The 12,900-nt window shown below is 72.4% G+C and carries 15 protein-coding genes; 4 read left to right on the top strand and 11 right to left on the bottom strand.

What is annotated here, in order from left to right:
- Positions 1–7 precede the first annotated feature (7 nt).
- From phnD to ASF18_RS04920, 4 genes are all read right to left on the bottom strand, one after another.
- Positions 8–934: a phosphonate ABC transporter substrate-binding protein gene (gene phnD / locus ASF18_RS04935; protein ID WP_056216431.1), complete on the bottom strand. Its 927-nt coding sequence runs from the start codon at positions 932–934 to the stop codon at positions 8–10.
- Positions 935–964: 30 nt separating this feature from the next.
- Positions 965–1,759, bottom strand: coding sequence for a phosphonate ABC transporter ATP-binding protein (gene phnC, locus ASF18_RS04930; RefSeq protein ID WP_056277779.1), 795 nt, complete (start codon positions 1,757–1,759; stop codon positions 965–967).
- Between the two features lie 92 nt (positions 1,760–1,851).
- Positions 1,852–2,481 carry a DapH/DapD/GlmU-related protein gene (locus ASF18_RS04925; RefSeq protein ID WP_056349883.1) on the bottom strand — a complete coding sequence of 210 codons (630 nt, stop codon included), beginning with the start codon at positions 2,479–2,481 and terminating at the stop codon, positions 1,852–1,854.
- Positions 2,482–2,493: 12 nt separating this feature from the next.
- A complete protein-coding gene (locus ASF18_RS04920) occupies positions 2,494–3,159 on the bottom strand; it encodes a DUF1045 domain-containing protein (protein WP_056349882.1) in 666 nt (221 codons plus the stop codon).
- Positions 3,160–3,299: 140 nt separating this feature from the next.
- On the opposite strand from ASF18_RS04920, the gene ASF18_RS04915 reads away from it, so the two are divergent.
- Positions 3,300–4,202: a DUF3108 domain-containing protein gene (locus ASF18_RS04915; protein ID WP_082487071.1), complete on the top strand. Its 903-nt coding sequence runs from the start codon at positions 3,300–3,302 to the stop codon at positions 4,200–4,202.
- A gap of 116 nt (positions 4,203–4,318) precedes the next feature.
- A complete protein-coding gene (locus ASF18_RS04910) occupies positions 4,319–4,537 on the top strand; it encodes a DUF2892 domain-containing protein (RefSeq protein ID WP_056216439.1) in 219 nt (72 codons plus the stop codon).
- 110 nt (positions 4,538–4,647) lie between these two features.
- Here the strand turns inward: ASF18_RS04910 and ASF18_RS04905 are convergent, their stop codons facing one another.
- Positions 4,648–4,914, bottom strand: a complete 267-nt coding sequence (locus tag ASF18_RS04905; protein WP_056185315.1) for a GlsB/YeaQ/YmgE family stress response membrane protein — start codon at positions 4,912–4,914, stop codon at positions 4,648–4,650.
- A 322-nt stretch (positions 4,915–5,236) separates the two neighbouring features.
- On the opposite strand from ASF18_RS04905, the gene ASF18_RS04900 reads away from it, so the two are divergent.
- Both ASF18_RS04900 and ASF18_RS04895 read left to right on the top strand, forming a co-directional pair.
- A complete protein-coding gene (locus tag ASF18_RS04900; RefSeq protein ID WP_056216442.1) occupies positions 5,237–5,596 on the top strand; it encodes a RidA family protein in 360 nt (119 codons plus the stop codon).
- Positions 5,593–6,735 carry a polyamine ABC transporter substrate-binding protein gene (locus tag ASF18_RS04895; protein ID WP_056349880.1) on the top strand — a complete coding sequence of 381 codons (1,143 nt, stop codon included), beginning with the start codon at positions 5,593–5,595 and terminating at the stop codon, positions 6,733–6,735. The genes ASF18_RS04900 and ASF18_RS04895 overlap by 4 nt, the downstream gene beginning before the upstream one ends.
- Positions 6,736–6,817: 82 nt before the next feature.
- On the opposite strand, the gene ASF18_RS04890 is transcribed toward ASF18_RS04895, so the two are convergent.
- The 6 genes from ASF18_RS04890 to ASF18_RS24540 form a co-directional block, all read right to left on the bottom strand.
- Entirely contained in the window at positions 6,818–8,188 is a 1,371-nt protein-coding gene (locus tag ASF18_RS04890; protein WP_056216446.1) for a M23 family metallopeptidase, read from the bottom strand.
- Between the two features lie 119 nt (positions 8,189–8,307).
- Positions 8,308–8,964, bottom strand: coding sequence for a protein-L-isoaspartate O-methyltransferase (locus tag ASF18_RS04885; RefSeq protein WP_156649646.1), 657 nt, complete (start codon positions 8,962–8,964; stop codon positions 8,308–8,310).
- A 250-nt stretch (positions 8,965–9,214) separates the two neighbouring features.
- On the bottom strand, positions 9,215–9,982 hold the full coding sequence (surE, locus tag ASF18_RS04880; RefSeq protein WP_056216447.1) for a 5'/3'-nucleotidase SurE: 768 nt from the start codon (positions 9,980–9,982) through the stop codon (positions 9,215–9,217).
- Complete coding sequence (serS, locus tag ASF18_RS04875) at positions 9,982–11,265, bottom strand: serine--tRNA ligase (protein WP_056349878.1); 1,284 nt, start codon at positions 11,263–11,265, stop codon at positions 9,982–9,984. Before serS ends, surE begins: the two co-directional genes overlap by 1 nt.
- Before the next feature lie 80 nt (positions 11,266–11,345).
- On the bottom strand, positions 11,346–12,287 hold the full coding sequence (locus ASF18_RS04870; protein WP_056349876.1) for an outer-membrane lipoprotein carrier protein LolA: 942 nt from the start codon (positions 12,285–12,287) through the stop codon (positions 11,346–11,348).
- 126 nt (positions 12,288–12,413) lie between these two features.
- A partial coding sequence (locus ASF18_RS24540) for a DNA translocase FtsK (RefSeq protein WP_280138923.1) occupies positions 12,414–12,900 on the bottom strand: 487 nt, incomplete at its 5' end.

The raw sequence follows: 12,900 nt of genomic DNA, 5'->3' as shown, positions 1-12,900 counted from the left end.
GGTCCGGTCAAGATTTGCGGCGCTGGTCGTCGTTGAACTTCAGCATCTCGATGATCGGCTGGTAGTCCTTCAGGGTCACGGGGGTGAGGCCCTGGTCCTTGCCGTCCGAGAGCCGGTCGAAGGCCGCCTTGTCGGCCGTGGGCATCGCCACCAGGGCCTCGCGGATCTTCGCCTTGAGGGCGTCGGGCAGGCTCGACAGCATGGCGAAGGGGCCCTCGGGCAGGAAGTCGGACTTGAACACCACGCGGAAATCGGCCTGGCTCATCGGCGTGCCGTCGGGCTTCTTCAGCATGCCCTTGGCGGCCATGCGGGTGACCATGGTGTCGGTGTCGGTGTTGTAGAGGTTGGCCGCCGCGTCCACGGTGCCCTGCACCAGGGCGAGGACCGCGTTCTCGTGGCTGCCGGCATAGACGGTCTTGCCGAAGACCGTGTCGACCGGGTAGCCGGCCTTGTTCAGGAAGAAGCGCGGCGCCTGGTTGCCGGAGGTGGAGTTCGGGTCGACCAGGGCCAGGTTCTTGCCCTTGAGGTCCTCGATCGTCTTGTAGGGGCTGTCGGCGCGCACGTAGACCACCGAATAGTAGCCCGAGGCGCCGGTGTTGTGGCGCTGGTTGACGATGGGCTCGACCTTGACGCCGGTCATCACCGCGCGGGCGAAGGAGGCGGGGCCGTAGAAGGCGAGCTGGGCGTTGCCGGCGCGCTGGCTCTCGATCACGGCGGCGTAGTCGTTGGCGATGCGCAGCTTGACCGGCACCCCGAGGGCCTTCGACAGGTAGGCGGTCATCGGCGCGTAGCGATCGGTGGTGCCCGACGCGTTCTCGGCCGGGATCACCGCCAGGGTCAGCTCCGGATAGGCCGCACTCCAGTCCTGGGCGGCGGCGGGCGCGGCGAGGAGGGCGAGCGCGAGGGCTCCGGCGAGGGATCGGCGGGTCAGCATGGGAAACTCCCGGATGGAGGGTTTCAGGACTCAGGCGACGAGGGCGGCGGGGTAGGGCGCGCGGCGCGCGGGCGCGTCCATGACCTCGCCCGCCTCCAGCCCGTAGAGCTGGCGGGCGACGTCCTCGGTGAGGTCGGCGGGGGCGCCGTCGAACACGAGGCGGCCGTCGGCGAGGCCGACGAGGCGGTCGCAATAGGTGCGGGCCAGATCCAGGGAATGCAGGTTGCACAGGACCGTGATGCCGTGGCGCCGGTTGGCCTCGGCCAGGGCGTCCATGACGATGCGGGTGTTGCGCGGGTCGAGGGAGGCCACGGGCTCGTCGGCCAGGATCAGGTCGGGGGCCTGCATCATCGCCCGCGCGATGGCGACGCGCTGCTGCTGGCCGCCGGAGAGCTGGTCGGCCCGGTGCCCGGCGAAGTCGCCCATGCCGAAGCCGTCGAGGGCGGCCAGGGCCAGGGCGCGCTCGCGCTCGGACCAGAGCTTGAGCAGCGCGCGGTGCCGGGGCACCTCCGAGAGCCGGCCCATCAGGACGTTGCTGAGCACGTCGAGGCGGCCGACGAGGTGGAACTGCTGGAAGATCATGGCGCAGCGCGCCCGCCAGCGCCGCAGGTCCCGCCCGCGCAGGGCCGTGACGTCGAGGCCGTCGAACAGGATGCGGCCGCCCGTCGGCTCGGCGAGGCGGTTGATCATCCGCAGCAGGGTCGACTTGCCGGCGCCCGAGCGCCCGATCACGCCGACGAAGCGGCCGCGGGGGATGGCGAGGGAGACGCGCTCCACGGCGCGGCGGTCGCCGTAACGGCGCGTCAGATCTTCGAGGATCAGCATGCGGGTATCCGGCGCTTCACGATGAACGCCGGTAAACCCGCGGGGCACGACAGGATCATGACAGTTGTTCGGCTAATCGAGAGCCGGAAGTCTCAGGCCTCTGCTTCGTAGCGCTCCAGGAACGCGTCGATCGACAGGGCGCGGAAGTCCGGCAGGGCGCGGCGCAGGCGGGCGTGGTCCCAATACCACCAGGCCAGGGCCAGCAGGCGCTCGGCGATCGCCTCGGGGAAGCGGCGGCGCACGACCCGGCCCGGATTGCCGACCACGACGGTGTAGGGCGCGACATCCCGCGTCACGATCGTGCCGGCGCCCACCACCGCCCCGGTGCCGATGGTGCGCCCGGCCAGGATGACGGCGCCGTGGCCGATCCAGACGTCGTGGCCGATGCGGACGGGCCGGGCCCGGCGCCGGGCGAAGAAGGCGGGCTCGTCCCGCTCCTCCCCCGGCCAGTAGGCGCCGGCCCGGTAGGTGAAGTGGGATTGCGAGGCCCGCTCCATCGGGTGGTTGCCGGGGTTGATCCGCACGTGGGAGGCGATGGAGCAGAACTTGCCGATGGTGGTGTGGTTCGCCTGCCCGTCCTCGACGATGTACGTGTAATCGTCGAGATGCGTCTCGCTGAGGCGCGTGCGCGCGCCGACCTCGGTGTAGCGCCCGAGGCGGCACGCCGAGAGCTCGGCGGTCGGGTGGACGGCCGGTTCGAGGCCGAGGCGATCGGAGACCATCGGGCGATCCTGTCAGGCGGGGAAGGGGAGGCGGCGCAGGAGGCGGAACGGGCCCGCGCCGTCCTGGACGACCACGCTCACCGCATCGACCGTCAGGTCGGGCAGGCCCGCGGCGGCGGCGGCCAGCAGGGGCAGGGCGGTCGCCCCGTCCTCCGGCCCGAGGGGGCCGGTGAGCGTCATGTGGAAGCGGAAGGCCTCGAAGACGTGCGGGTAGCCCCAGCGCTCCAGCAGCGCCCGGCCGCGGGGATCGAGGCGCTCGGGGCGGCGGCGGGCCCGCTCGGCGGGCGTGAGGGGCGCGCGCAGGGGATCGAGGGCCGCGACGCACTCGGCGGCGAGGAGGCCGAGGGCGGCCGGGGGGGCAACCGGCACCAGGGCGGCGAAGGCCCCGAGGGCGGCGACCCGCAGGGGGCCGACGGGCAGGGGGCTCCGGTGCGCGGCCAGGGCCTCGGCCGCCGCGAGGAGATCGGCCTCGGTGGCGCCGGGGGCGAGGCGCATCGGCGCCTTCAGGGTGGCGTGGAAGCCGTAGGTGCGCGGCTCGGCGGTGTGGGCGGCCAGGATCGCCCGGAGCGCCTCCGGGCCGGGCGCCGGGCCGGGACCGAGGATCGCCTCGCCGAAGGCGGCCAGGGCCGAGCCGGGGGCGGGCGTGAAGTACAGGGCGTATCGGGCGGGTCGGTCCAACGGGGTCGTGTCCTGGCGGCACGCGAGGGGCGGGGTGGGCCGCACGGGGTGTGCCCGCGCGCGAGGTGCCGAAGCGCGCATACCACGGGCGCCCGACGCCGATATGACCGGCTGGGCGCCGTCCGAGGCGCGATGAGGCGATGGCCGTGTCCGCGCGCAGGCACAGACAGATCCGGACCCTGACCCCGCCCTCCCTTGCCGTGGCGGTCGCCCTGCTGGTGGCCGGCGGGGCCGGCGCGCAGGCCGCGGGGGAGGCGCCCACGCGCCGCTTCACGGCCGCCTACGGCCTGAGCTTCCTGAACCTGCCGGCGGGCGAGGCGAGCCTCGCGGTCGAGCGGGCGGACGCGCGCTACGCCCTCGAGCTCGAGGCGGGCCTGCGCGGCCTCGCCGGATTCTTCTTCGACGGGGCCGGCAAGGCCACCGTCGCGGGGTCGACGAATCGCGCCGGCGCGGTCACCGCCACCTTCCGGATCGACAGCCGCTACGGCGGCAAGCCGATCGCGGTGGAACTCGACCTCGCCGGCGGGCGCGTGCGCAGCGCCAGCGTCGCGCCGCCCCCGACCCCGCGCGACGACCGGGTCCCGGTGGCGCCGGAGGACAGGGTCGGCGTGGTCGACCCCCTGACCATGCTGACGATTCCCCTCGGGACCGCTCCCCTGGACCCCGGCTTGTGCGACCGGCGCATCCCGGTCTTCGACGGGGCGAGCCGGGCCGACCTCGTGCTGTCGCGGGGCAGCCTGGCCACGGTGACGGAGGGCGCCTATCGCGGCCCCGCCCTCGACTGCCGGGTGCGCTGGGTGCCGATCTCCGGGCACCGCTCCGGCGGGAGCAGCGTCCGCCGTATGGCCGCCAACGACGACATGCGGGTGCGCTTCGCCCCGATCCTCGACGGGGCGCTGCTGCTGCCGCTGTCGATCACGGTCGCCACCGGCTGGGGCTCGGTGCGCATCGAGGCGACCCGCTGGGGCGGGGCGCCGCCGGCCGGCCCGGACGCCCCGGCGGCGAGGCCCGGCGTGACCGTGCGGCTGCCCAACGCCCGCTAGCTCGGGCGTGGCTGGGACCGGGCCCGGCGACGACCTCGTGCCGCCCCGCACGCCGGCGGTGGAACGCCCGTTCCCCCGCCGCGTTCGCCCCGCGACGCAGCACAGGAGACGCCAGCATGGCCAATGCGATGATCCACGACATCTTCAGCGGCACCCCGAACCTCACCACCACGGAGCGCGCCGTCTCGGTGGTGCTCGGCCTCGGCATCGCCGCCGCCGCCGCGCAGCCGCGCCCGAACAAGTGGCTCAGCCTCGCGGCCCTCGTGGTCGGCGCCGGCCTCGCCATCCGCGGCGCCACCGGCCACTGCGCCGTCAAGGCCGCCACCGAGGCCTGACAGGCCCCGCGCCCGGTGCCCACGGCATCGGGCGGATCGCGACCGGACACGAAAAAGGGGCGCCTCGGTGAGGCGCCCCGTCTCGTTTCGGGCTTCGGACGTCGCTGGCCTTACAGCGTGGTGGTCGAGCGGCGGCCCTGGATGAAGCCGTAGATCGCCAGCACGACGATGGCGCCGACGACGGCGCCGATCAGGCCCGCGCCCTGGTTCGGACCGTACCAGCCCAGCGCCTGGCCGAGGAAGGTGGCGACGAAGGCGCCGACGATGCCGAGGATCGTGGTCAGGATGAAGCCGCCGGGCTCGTTGCTGCCCGGCATGATGAACTTGGCGATGACACCGGCCAGAAAGCCGATGATGATGGTCCAGATGATACCCATGAGCTGATCCTCGAACTTGGCCGAACCCTCTGGGTCGGACGTCACTGGCGGCAGGGGCCGGCTTTCGAGCCTTGGCCTTGGCGCATGGGGTGAGAACGCCGCACCCGCGGGATGAGTTGCGCCGCACGACGGGACTTTGTCACGTGGACGGAAACGCCGATCCGGCGCGGCCGGTTCGCCGCGCGCGCCGGGCGCGGGGGGCCTTTACGTTCGGGTCCCCGACGCGGCACAACGCTTGCCCCGAGCCGGGATGCCAAGGGGGCATTCCAGGGGTGCCCCGCGGCATCCCGCGGCCGACACGCGAGAGGCACGTATCCCCGCCATGACGATCCAGCGCTTCGAATCCGGTCCCCGCATGAGCCAGGCCGTCACCTACGGCGACATGGTCTTCCTCGCGGGCCAGGTGGCCGGCACGGTGGTGGGCGCCGGCGTCACCGCGCAGACCCAGGAGATCCTGGGCGAGATCGACCGCCTGCTGGCGGCCGCCGGCACCGACAAGAGCCGCATCCTCACCGCCACCATCTACCTGGCCGACATCGCCACCTTCGCGGAGATGAACGCCGCCTGGGACGCCTGGGTGGCGAAGGACAACCCGCCGGCCCGCGCCACGGTGGAGGCCAAGCTCGCCGCCCCCGAATACCTTGTCGAGATCGTGGTCGTGGCCGCGAAAGGACAGGCATGAGCCGAGCCGGCACCCGCCGCGCGCTCCTGTCCGGGGGGCTGGTCGCCGGGGCGCTCGCCGCCCTGGCGCCCGGCCTGCCGGGGGCCCGGGCGCAGACGCCCGCGTCGCAGGGCGAGCGCGTGGTCAACATCTACAACTGGTCGGACTACATCGACCCGAAGGTGCTCGACGCCTTCACCCGGGAGACCGGGATCAAGGTCGTGTACGACACCTACGACAACAACGAGATCCTCGAGACCAAGCTGCTGGCCGGGCGCTCGGGCTACGACGTGGTGGCCCCTTCCGGGCCGTTCCTGCAGCGGCTGATCCGGGCGGGCGTGTTCCAGCCCCTCGACAAGGCCCGGATCCCCAACCTCGTCCATGCCTGGCCCGAGATCGCCGCGCGGCTCGCCACCTACGACCCCGGCAACACCTACGCCGTGGACTACATGTGGGGCACCACCGGCATCGGCGTGAACCTCACCCAGGTGCGCGAGCGCCTGGGGGCGAACCAGCCCCTCAACAGCTGGGGCCTCGTCCTCAATCCGGGCCTGATGGCCAAGCTCAAGGATTGCGGGGTGATGCTGCTCGATTCCCCCGAGGACCTGATCCCGAGCCTGCTGCCGTTCTATGGCTTCAAGCCGGATTCCAAGCGCTGGGACGACATCACCCAGGTCACCGACGCCCTGTTCAAGGTCCGCGGCTCGGTGCGCAAGTTCCACTCCTCGGAATACATCAACGGGCTGGCCAACGGCGACCTCTGCCTGGCGGTCGGCTATTCCGGCGACATCATGCAGGCGCGCAAGCGGGCCGAGGAGGCCAAGAACGGGGTCGAGATCGGCTATGTCATCCCCCGCGAGGGCGCGCTGATGTGGTTCGACGCCCTCGCGATCCCGAAGGACGCCCCCCATCCCGCCGAGGCCCACCGCTTCCTCGACTACCTGATGCGGCCCGAGGTGGCGGCGGCCAACACCAACTTCGTCTCCTACGCCAGCGGCAACGCGGCGGCCCGGAAGTTCGTCAAGCCCGAGATCCTGGCCAATCCCGGCATCTACCCGGACGAGGCGACGATGCAGCGCCTCGCCAGCAACACCGCCTGGGACGACCGCACCCAGCGCTTCGTCACCCGGAGCTGGACCCGGGTGCGCACCGGCCGCTGAGGCCGTCGCCGACCGGACCCCCAAACGAGAACGGCGGCCCCGAGGGACCGCCGTTCCGCGTTTCGGCGCGAGCGCCCGACGATCAGTTGCTGGCGAGGTGGGGCATCGGGTCGACCGGGGTCGCGCCCTTGCGGATCTCGAAGTGGAGCTGGGGCGAGGTCACGTTGCCGGAGGCGCCGGACTTCGCGATGGTCTGGCCGCGCTTCACCTTCTCGCCGGGGCGCACGTCGAGCTCGCCGTTATGGGCGTAGGCCGAGACGTAACCGTTGGAGTGGCGCACCAGGACGAGCTTGCCGTAGCCCTTCACGTCGGAGCCCGCATAGGCCACGGTGCCGTCCTCGGCGGCCTTCACCGCGGTGCCCTCGGGCACCGAGATGTTGATGCCCTCGTTGCCGGAGGTGCCGTAGCCCGAGATCACCCGGCCCTTGGCGGGCCAGCGGAAGGACTGCTCGGAGGCGGCGACCGACCCGGTGCTGGCCGGCTCTGCCTTGGGCGCCTCGACCGCAGCGACCTTTACGGGCGCCTTGGCGGCCTCCTTGGCGGCGGCCTCCGCGGCCTTCGCCTCGGCGACCTTGCGGGCGGCCTCCTTGGCGGCGTCGGCCTTGGCCAGCTTGGCCGCCTCGGCCTCGGCCGTCTTGCGGGCCGCCTCGGCCTTCTTGGCCGCGTCCTTGGCCGCGTCCGCCTTCGCCTCGGCCTTCACCTCGGCCTTGGCTTCCTTGATCTCGATCTTGCGGACCGCCTTGTCCTCGGCCTTGGCGACGGCCTGACCGGGACGGGGATGGGCCTTGCGGGCCTCGGCCGCCTTGGTCTCGGCGAGCTTGGCGGCGGCCGCCGCCTTCTCCGAGGCCTTGCGGGTCTCGGAGGCCTTCGCAGCCTCCACGACCTTGCGGGCTTCGGCGAGCTTGGCGGCCTCGGCCTGGCGCTTGGCCTCGACCTTGGCCTCGGCGGCCTCGCGGGCCTCCGCCTCGCGGCGGGCGTCGGCGGCACGCTTCTCGGCGGCCCGGTCGATCACCTTCGGGGCCGGCGCGGCGGGCACCGCGCGGGTGCTCATGCGGGCCGCATCGGGATTCATGCCCGAGACCGCCGAACCCGTCATGCCGCCCGAGACCGGCTCGGTGGAGGCGAGACGCGTGGTCTGGGGCCGGGCCGGGGCGGGGGCCGCCGCCATCGGGCGGGGCGACATGGCCGCCGGCGAGGAAGCCGCGCCCGGGGCCCCGAGGGCCTGGGACTGGATGCGGCTGGTGCGCACCACCGGCGCCGGGGCGATCTCGCCGTCGGGCAGGCTGCCCGTCGCGGCGGGCTCGCTCGACAGGTTCGAGGCAAATGGATTGCCGAAGGGATCGCCCAACCGGGACGCATCCGAAGAACAGGCGGCCGCACCGCCTCCAATCACGCCGATGAGCGCGAAACGCGACAGCGTCCTCAACCCTCGACCAGTCCCGCGAACCCGCATCGACGCACCTGTTTGCCTGACGCAACTTGATGACGTCATTCAAACCCGATTCAGGTTAAGCAACCGTTCCGATTCACCACGTTCGCGGCACGGACGGGGCTCCGCCGGAACCTTTCGCGCTACAGGATGCCGGCGCGCCCGGGGGTGAGCGGCGCCAGCCGGACGGCCGCGCCGGGGCGCACGTCCAGGGCGCCGTCCGGTCCCCGCGTCCAGGTGACGAGGCCCGCCGCCTCGGGCCGGCCGACCGGGGCGACGAGGCGGCCGCCGGGGCCGAGCAGGTCGCCGAAGTGCCCAGGAATCGCCGGAACCGTCCCGTTGAGGAGGATGCGGTCGAAGGGCTCCGCCCCCCGCAGGGTCGCCGGGTGCAGCCCGTCCCCGATGGTGATCGTGGCGAGCGGCCGGTCCTCCGGCACGAGGTTGTCGCGGGCCTCGTCCGCCAGGGTGGCGTAGCGCTCGAGGCTGCGGACATGGGCGGCGCCCAGCCGCAGCAGCAGGGCGGTGACGTAGCCCGAGCCGGTGCCGATCTCGAGGATGCGGGCGCCCGGGCGCAGGCCCAGGGCCTTCAGCATCGCCGCCACCGTGGTCGGCGCCGTCATGGTCTGCCCGCAGGCCAGGGGCAGGGCGAGGTCGCGCCGGGCGAGGTCGCGGTGCCGGGCCGGGGCGAAGCGCTCGCGCGGCACCCGCTCCATCGCCCGCAGGGTGTCGGTGTCGCGCACGCCGCGGCCCCGCAGGGCCATGACGAAGGCGGCATCCTCGATCGAGCCCTCGTGCATCATGGCTGATTCTCGAAGAAGGCCCATTGTCTCTGGGTGTGTGCCGCAGGGGGGACGGCTTGTCCCGGGCGCGGCTGCTCAGAGTTGCGGCTCGGATTCGAATGGAACGCGTTCCCCTCCCCCCTGCGGGGAGGGGGCAGGGGTGGGGGTCGCTCCGCTGGCCTCAGTCGGTCGCGGGTCACCCAGCCACCCCCACCTCCCACGCCTCCCCATAAGGGGGAGGAGGGCCGCATCGGGCTGAGCAAAACGATTGCTAAACCTCCGAAAAACCCTGCGCGAAGCGCGTCAGGCTCGGCTCGTCGGTGAGGTCGAGGCGCAGCGGCGTGACCGAGATGCGCTTCTCCGCGATGGCCTTGAGGTCGGTGCCGTGGCCGGGCTGGAACGTCGCCTTGGCGAAGGCGAGCCAGAAATAGGGATTGCCGCGCCCGTCCTGGCGCGCATCGATCTGGAGCAGGGCCTGGTTGCGGAAGCCCTGCGCCGTCACTGCCGTGCCCAGGACCTCCCCGGGCTCGCAATCGGGGAAATTCACGTTGACGACGATGCCGGGCTCGATGCCGATGTCGAGGATCTTGCGGACGACCCCGGGGCCGTGCTCGGCGGCGCAGTGCCACTTGATGGCGCCGCGCCCGCCGGCCCCGTAGGCCTGGCTCAGCGCGATCGATTTCACGTTGAGGATCGTCCCCTCCATGGCCGCCGCGATGGTGCCCGAATAGGTCACGTCCTCGGCGACGTTCTGGCCGCGGTTGACGCCCGAGAGCACCAGGTCGGGCCCGTGGTCCTTGAGGATGTGGCGCACGCCCATGATCACGCAATCGGACGGCGTGCCCTTCACGGCGAAGCGCTTCTCGGCGACCTGGCGCAGACGCAGGGGGTCGTTCAGCGAGAGGGAATGCGAGACGCCGGACTGGTCGGTCTCCGGCGCCACCACCCAGACGTCGTCCGAGAGGGCCCGGGCGATCCCCTCCAGGGTCTCGAGCCCCGGCGCGTGGATGCCGTCGTCGTTGGTGACGAGAATGCGCATCAGCTCTTGAACCCCTCGATCCGGTCGATCCCGCCCATATAGGCCTTCAGCACCGACGGCACCGTGACGCTGCCATCCGGGTTCTGGTAGTTCTCCATGACGGCGATGAGCGCGCGGCCCACGGCCACGCCGGACCCGTTGAGGGTGTGGACGAAATTCACCGCCTTGCCATCCCGGGCGCGGACGCGCGCGTTCATCCGCCGCGCCTGGAAGTCGCCGCAGACCGAGCAGGACGAGATCTCGCGGAACGTCTCCTGGCCCGGCATCCAGACCTCGATGTCGTAGGTCTTCTGGGAGGCGAAGCCCATGTCGCCGGTACACAGCGTCATGATCCGGTAGGGCAGGTCGAGCTTCTTCAAGACCGCCTCGGCCGAGCCCAGCATGCGCTCGTGCTCCGCGGCCGACTGCTCCGGATGGGTGATCGAGACGAGCTCGACCTTGTTGAACTGGTGCTGGCGCAGCATGCCGCGGGTGTCCCGCCCCGCCGAGCCGGCCTCGGCCCGGAAGCACGGGGTGAGGGCGGTGAAGCGCAGGGGAAGCTCTTCCTCGCGCAGGATGCTCTCGCGCACGAGGTTGGTGAGGGGGACTTCCGCCGTGGGGATGAGCCAGTGCTCGCCCGCCTGGAACTGGTCGTCCCGGAACTTCGGCAGCTGCGCCGTGCCGAACATCGCCTCGTCGCGGACCAGGATGGGCGGCGCCACCTCGGTGTAGCCGTGCTCGCCGGTATGCAGATCGAGCATGAACTGCCCGAGCGCCCGCTCCAGGCGGGCGAGCTGGCCCTTGAGCACCACGAAGCGAGCGCCGGACATCCGGGACGCGGCCTCGAAATCCATCAGGCCCGAGGCCTCGCCGATCTCGAAATGCTGCTTGCCCGTGGCGAGCTGTGGGCGCTGGGCCTCGAAGCGGCGGTACTCCACGTTGCCGTGCTCGTCGGCGCCCTCGGGCACCTCCGGGTTCGGGCGGTTCGGGATCGCGGCGAGGCGCGCGTCGAGGGTCGCCGCCGCCTCCGCCTGCGCGGCTTCCAGGGCCGGGGCCTCGTCCTTCAGGCGGGCGACCTCGGCCATGAGCGCTTGCGCCCGGGCCTCGTCCTTGGCCTTCTTGGCGCCGCCGATCTCCTTGGCCAGGGCGTTGCGGCGCTCCTGGTTGCCTTGCGCGGCCGAGATCGCGGACTTGCGCGCGTCGTCCAGGGCGATCAGCTCGGCGGCGAGCGGCGCCAGCCCGCGGCGGCGCAGGGCCTCGTCGAAGGCGTCCGGATTGTCGCGGATGGCGCGGATGTCGTGCATGGGCTCGGCTCGTACGATGCGAGCCCGACGCTTAGCCGCATCGGCCCCGGCCCGACAAGCGCGGCCGGGTGATCCCCCCGCTACTGCGCCCGGATCTGGCGCTCGGCCGCCTTGTCCTCGGCGCGCCCGTAATTGATGAAGAACAGGTTCCCCTCCACGGGGCGCCCCTTCTGCAGGTTCGTGAGCTGCACCGTGGTCTGGTAGCCCTGCGGATCGGTGATCCGCCACTGGCTGAGGGTCTTCACCTCGGCGTCGAAGAAGAGCTGGATCTTCGAGGTGCCGCCCAGCGTCGAGCGGTCCTCCAGGGCGATGCGCAGGCCGCCCGGATCGTTGGCCACGTCGGTGACGGAGAGATCGCGGGCGAGGTCGATCTTGTCGCGCAGCAGGAATTTCAGGGGCGTCTGCGAGATGAAGTAGAGGTCCTGGGTGCCGAGCTTGCGGTCCTTGACCGCCACCGAGGTCCCGTCGGCCACGATCTCGAGAGGGGAGGGCTGGTCGTAGTCGAAGCGCAGGCGGCCGGGCTTGGCCAGCGTCAGCTTGCCGCCGATGCGGCGCCCGTCCGGGCCGATCTGGACGAAGCTGCCGGTGAGCGTGGTCATGCCGTTGAAGTAGGCGTTGGCCTGGGCGATCACCGTGGCGTCGTCCGCCTCCGCCGCGACGGCGGCTGCGGCGGGCGCGCCCACGGCCGCGACCTTGGCGCCAGCCTTCGGATCGACGGCCTTCGGATCGATGGTCTTGGGCTCCGCCCTGGCGGCCTTGGCCGCAGCCGCCTTGTCGGCCGCCACCTTGTCCGCCGGCTTGGCCGGCTTCGGCGCCTGGGCCACGGGCTTCTTCGGCGCGGCGGCGGGGGCCGCCGGGGCGGGCTCGGGCTCCGGCTCGGGGGCCGGGGCCGGCTGCTCCTTGCGGCCGAACAGGCCGTCGAGGAACGAGGAGACCTGGGCGGAGGCCGGCTGCGGCAGGGCGAGGCCCGCCGCCAGGACGAGCAGCGGACCGGCGGCGAGGCGGTGACGGCGGCCGATCATCGGGACGCTCCCTTGAGGCGATGCGTAGGCGTGCGGATCGAGTGCGGGTGGTGCCCGCTTAGAAGCCCGCCCTGTGGCGAATATGCGACGGGTGGGACGGCCACCGCCCCACCCGCGCCATCCGGCTCAGTCGTCGTAATCCATCATGCCGGAGGCGGCGTGGCCGCCCTCCATCAGGATCTCGCGCTTGCCGGCATGGTTGGCCGGGCCGACGATGCCCTCGATCTCCATCCGCTCCATGATGGAGGCGGCGCGGTTGTAGCCGATCTGCAGGCGGCGCTGGATGTAGCTCGTCGAGGCCTTGCGGTCGCGCATCACCACCTGCACCGCCTGGTCGTAGAGCTCGGCGCCGGGATCGATGCCGCCGCTGCCCGCATAGGCGCCGGCGTCGAAGATCGGGGCGTCGCTGTCCTCGATCTCGGCCGCCTGGGCCTTCTCGGCGCGGTCGGCCTTGTCCGCCTTCGCGCCCTTGGCGGGCTTCTCGTCGCCGCTGCCGTCGTCGGCCGTGACGGCCTCGAGGTAGGAGGGTCGGCCCTGGCGCTTGAGGTGGGCGACCACGCTCTCGACCTCCGCATCCGAGCAGAACGGCCCGTGCACGCGCGTCGTGCGCCCA

It is taken from the genome of Methylobacterium sp. Leaf89, assembly GCF_001422215.1.
Taxonomy (GTDB): domain Bacteria; phylum Pseudomonadota; class Alphaproteobacteria; order Rhizobiales; family Beijerinckiaceae; genus Methylobacterium.
This window is presented reverse-complemented; position numbering and strand designations above follow the sequence as displayed.

Coding starts and splice junctions, on each gene's coding strand:
- phnD (WP_056216431.1), bottom strand. CDS start 934: ATGCTGACCCGCCGATCCCTCGCCGGAGCCCTCGCGCTCGCCCTCCTC.
- phnC (WP_056277779.1), bottom strand. CDS start 1,759: ATGCTGATCCTCGAAGATCTGACGCGCCGTTACGGCGACCGCCGCGCC.
- ASF18_RS04925 (WP_056349883.1), bottom strand. CDS start 2,481: ATGGTCTCCGATCGCCTCGGCCTCGAACCGGCCGTCCACCCGACCGCC.
- ASF18_RS04915 (WP_082487071.1), top strand. CDS start 3,300: ATGGCCGTGTCCGCGCGCAGGCACAGACAGATCCGGACCCTGACCCCG.
- ASF18_RS04910 (WP_056216439.1), top strand. CDS start 4,319: ATGGCCAATGCGATGATCCACGACATCTTCAGCGGCACCCCGAACCTC.
- ASF18_RS04905 (WP_056185315.1), bottom strand. CDS start 4,914: ATGGGTATCATCTGGACCATCATCATCGGCTTTCTGGCCGGTGTCATC.
- ASF18_RS04900 (WP_056216442.1), top strand. CDS start 5,237: ATGACGATCCAGCGCTTCGAATCCGGTCCCCGCATGAGCCAGGCCGTC.
- ASF18_RS04895 (WP_056349880.1), top strand. CDS start 5,593: ATGAGCCGAGCCGGCACCCGCCGCGCGCTCCTGTCCGGGGGGCTGGTC.
- ASF18_RS04890 (WP_056216446.1), bottom strand. CDS start 8,188: ATGCGGGTTCGCGGGACTGGTCGAGGGTTGAGGACGCTGTCGCGTTTC.
- ASF18_RS04885 (WP_156649646.1), bottom strand. CDS start 8,964: ATGATGCACGAGGGCTCGATCGAGGATGCCGCCTTCGTCATGGCCCTG.
- surE (WP_056216447.1), bottom strand. CDS start 9,982: ATGCGCATTCTCGTCACCAACGACGACGGCATCCACGCGCCGGGGCTC.
- serS (WP_056349878.1), bottom strand. CDS start 11,265: ATGCACGACATCCGCGCCATCCGCGACAATCCGGACGCCTTCGACGAG.
- ASF18_RS04870 (WP_056349876.1), bottom strand. CDS start 12,287: ATGATCGGCCGCCGTCACCGCCTCGCCGCCGGTCCGCTGCTCGTCCTG.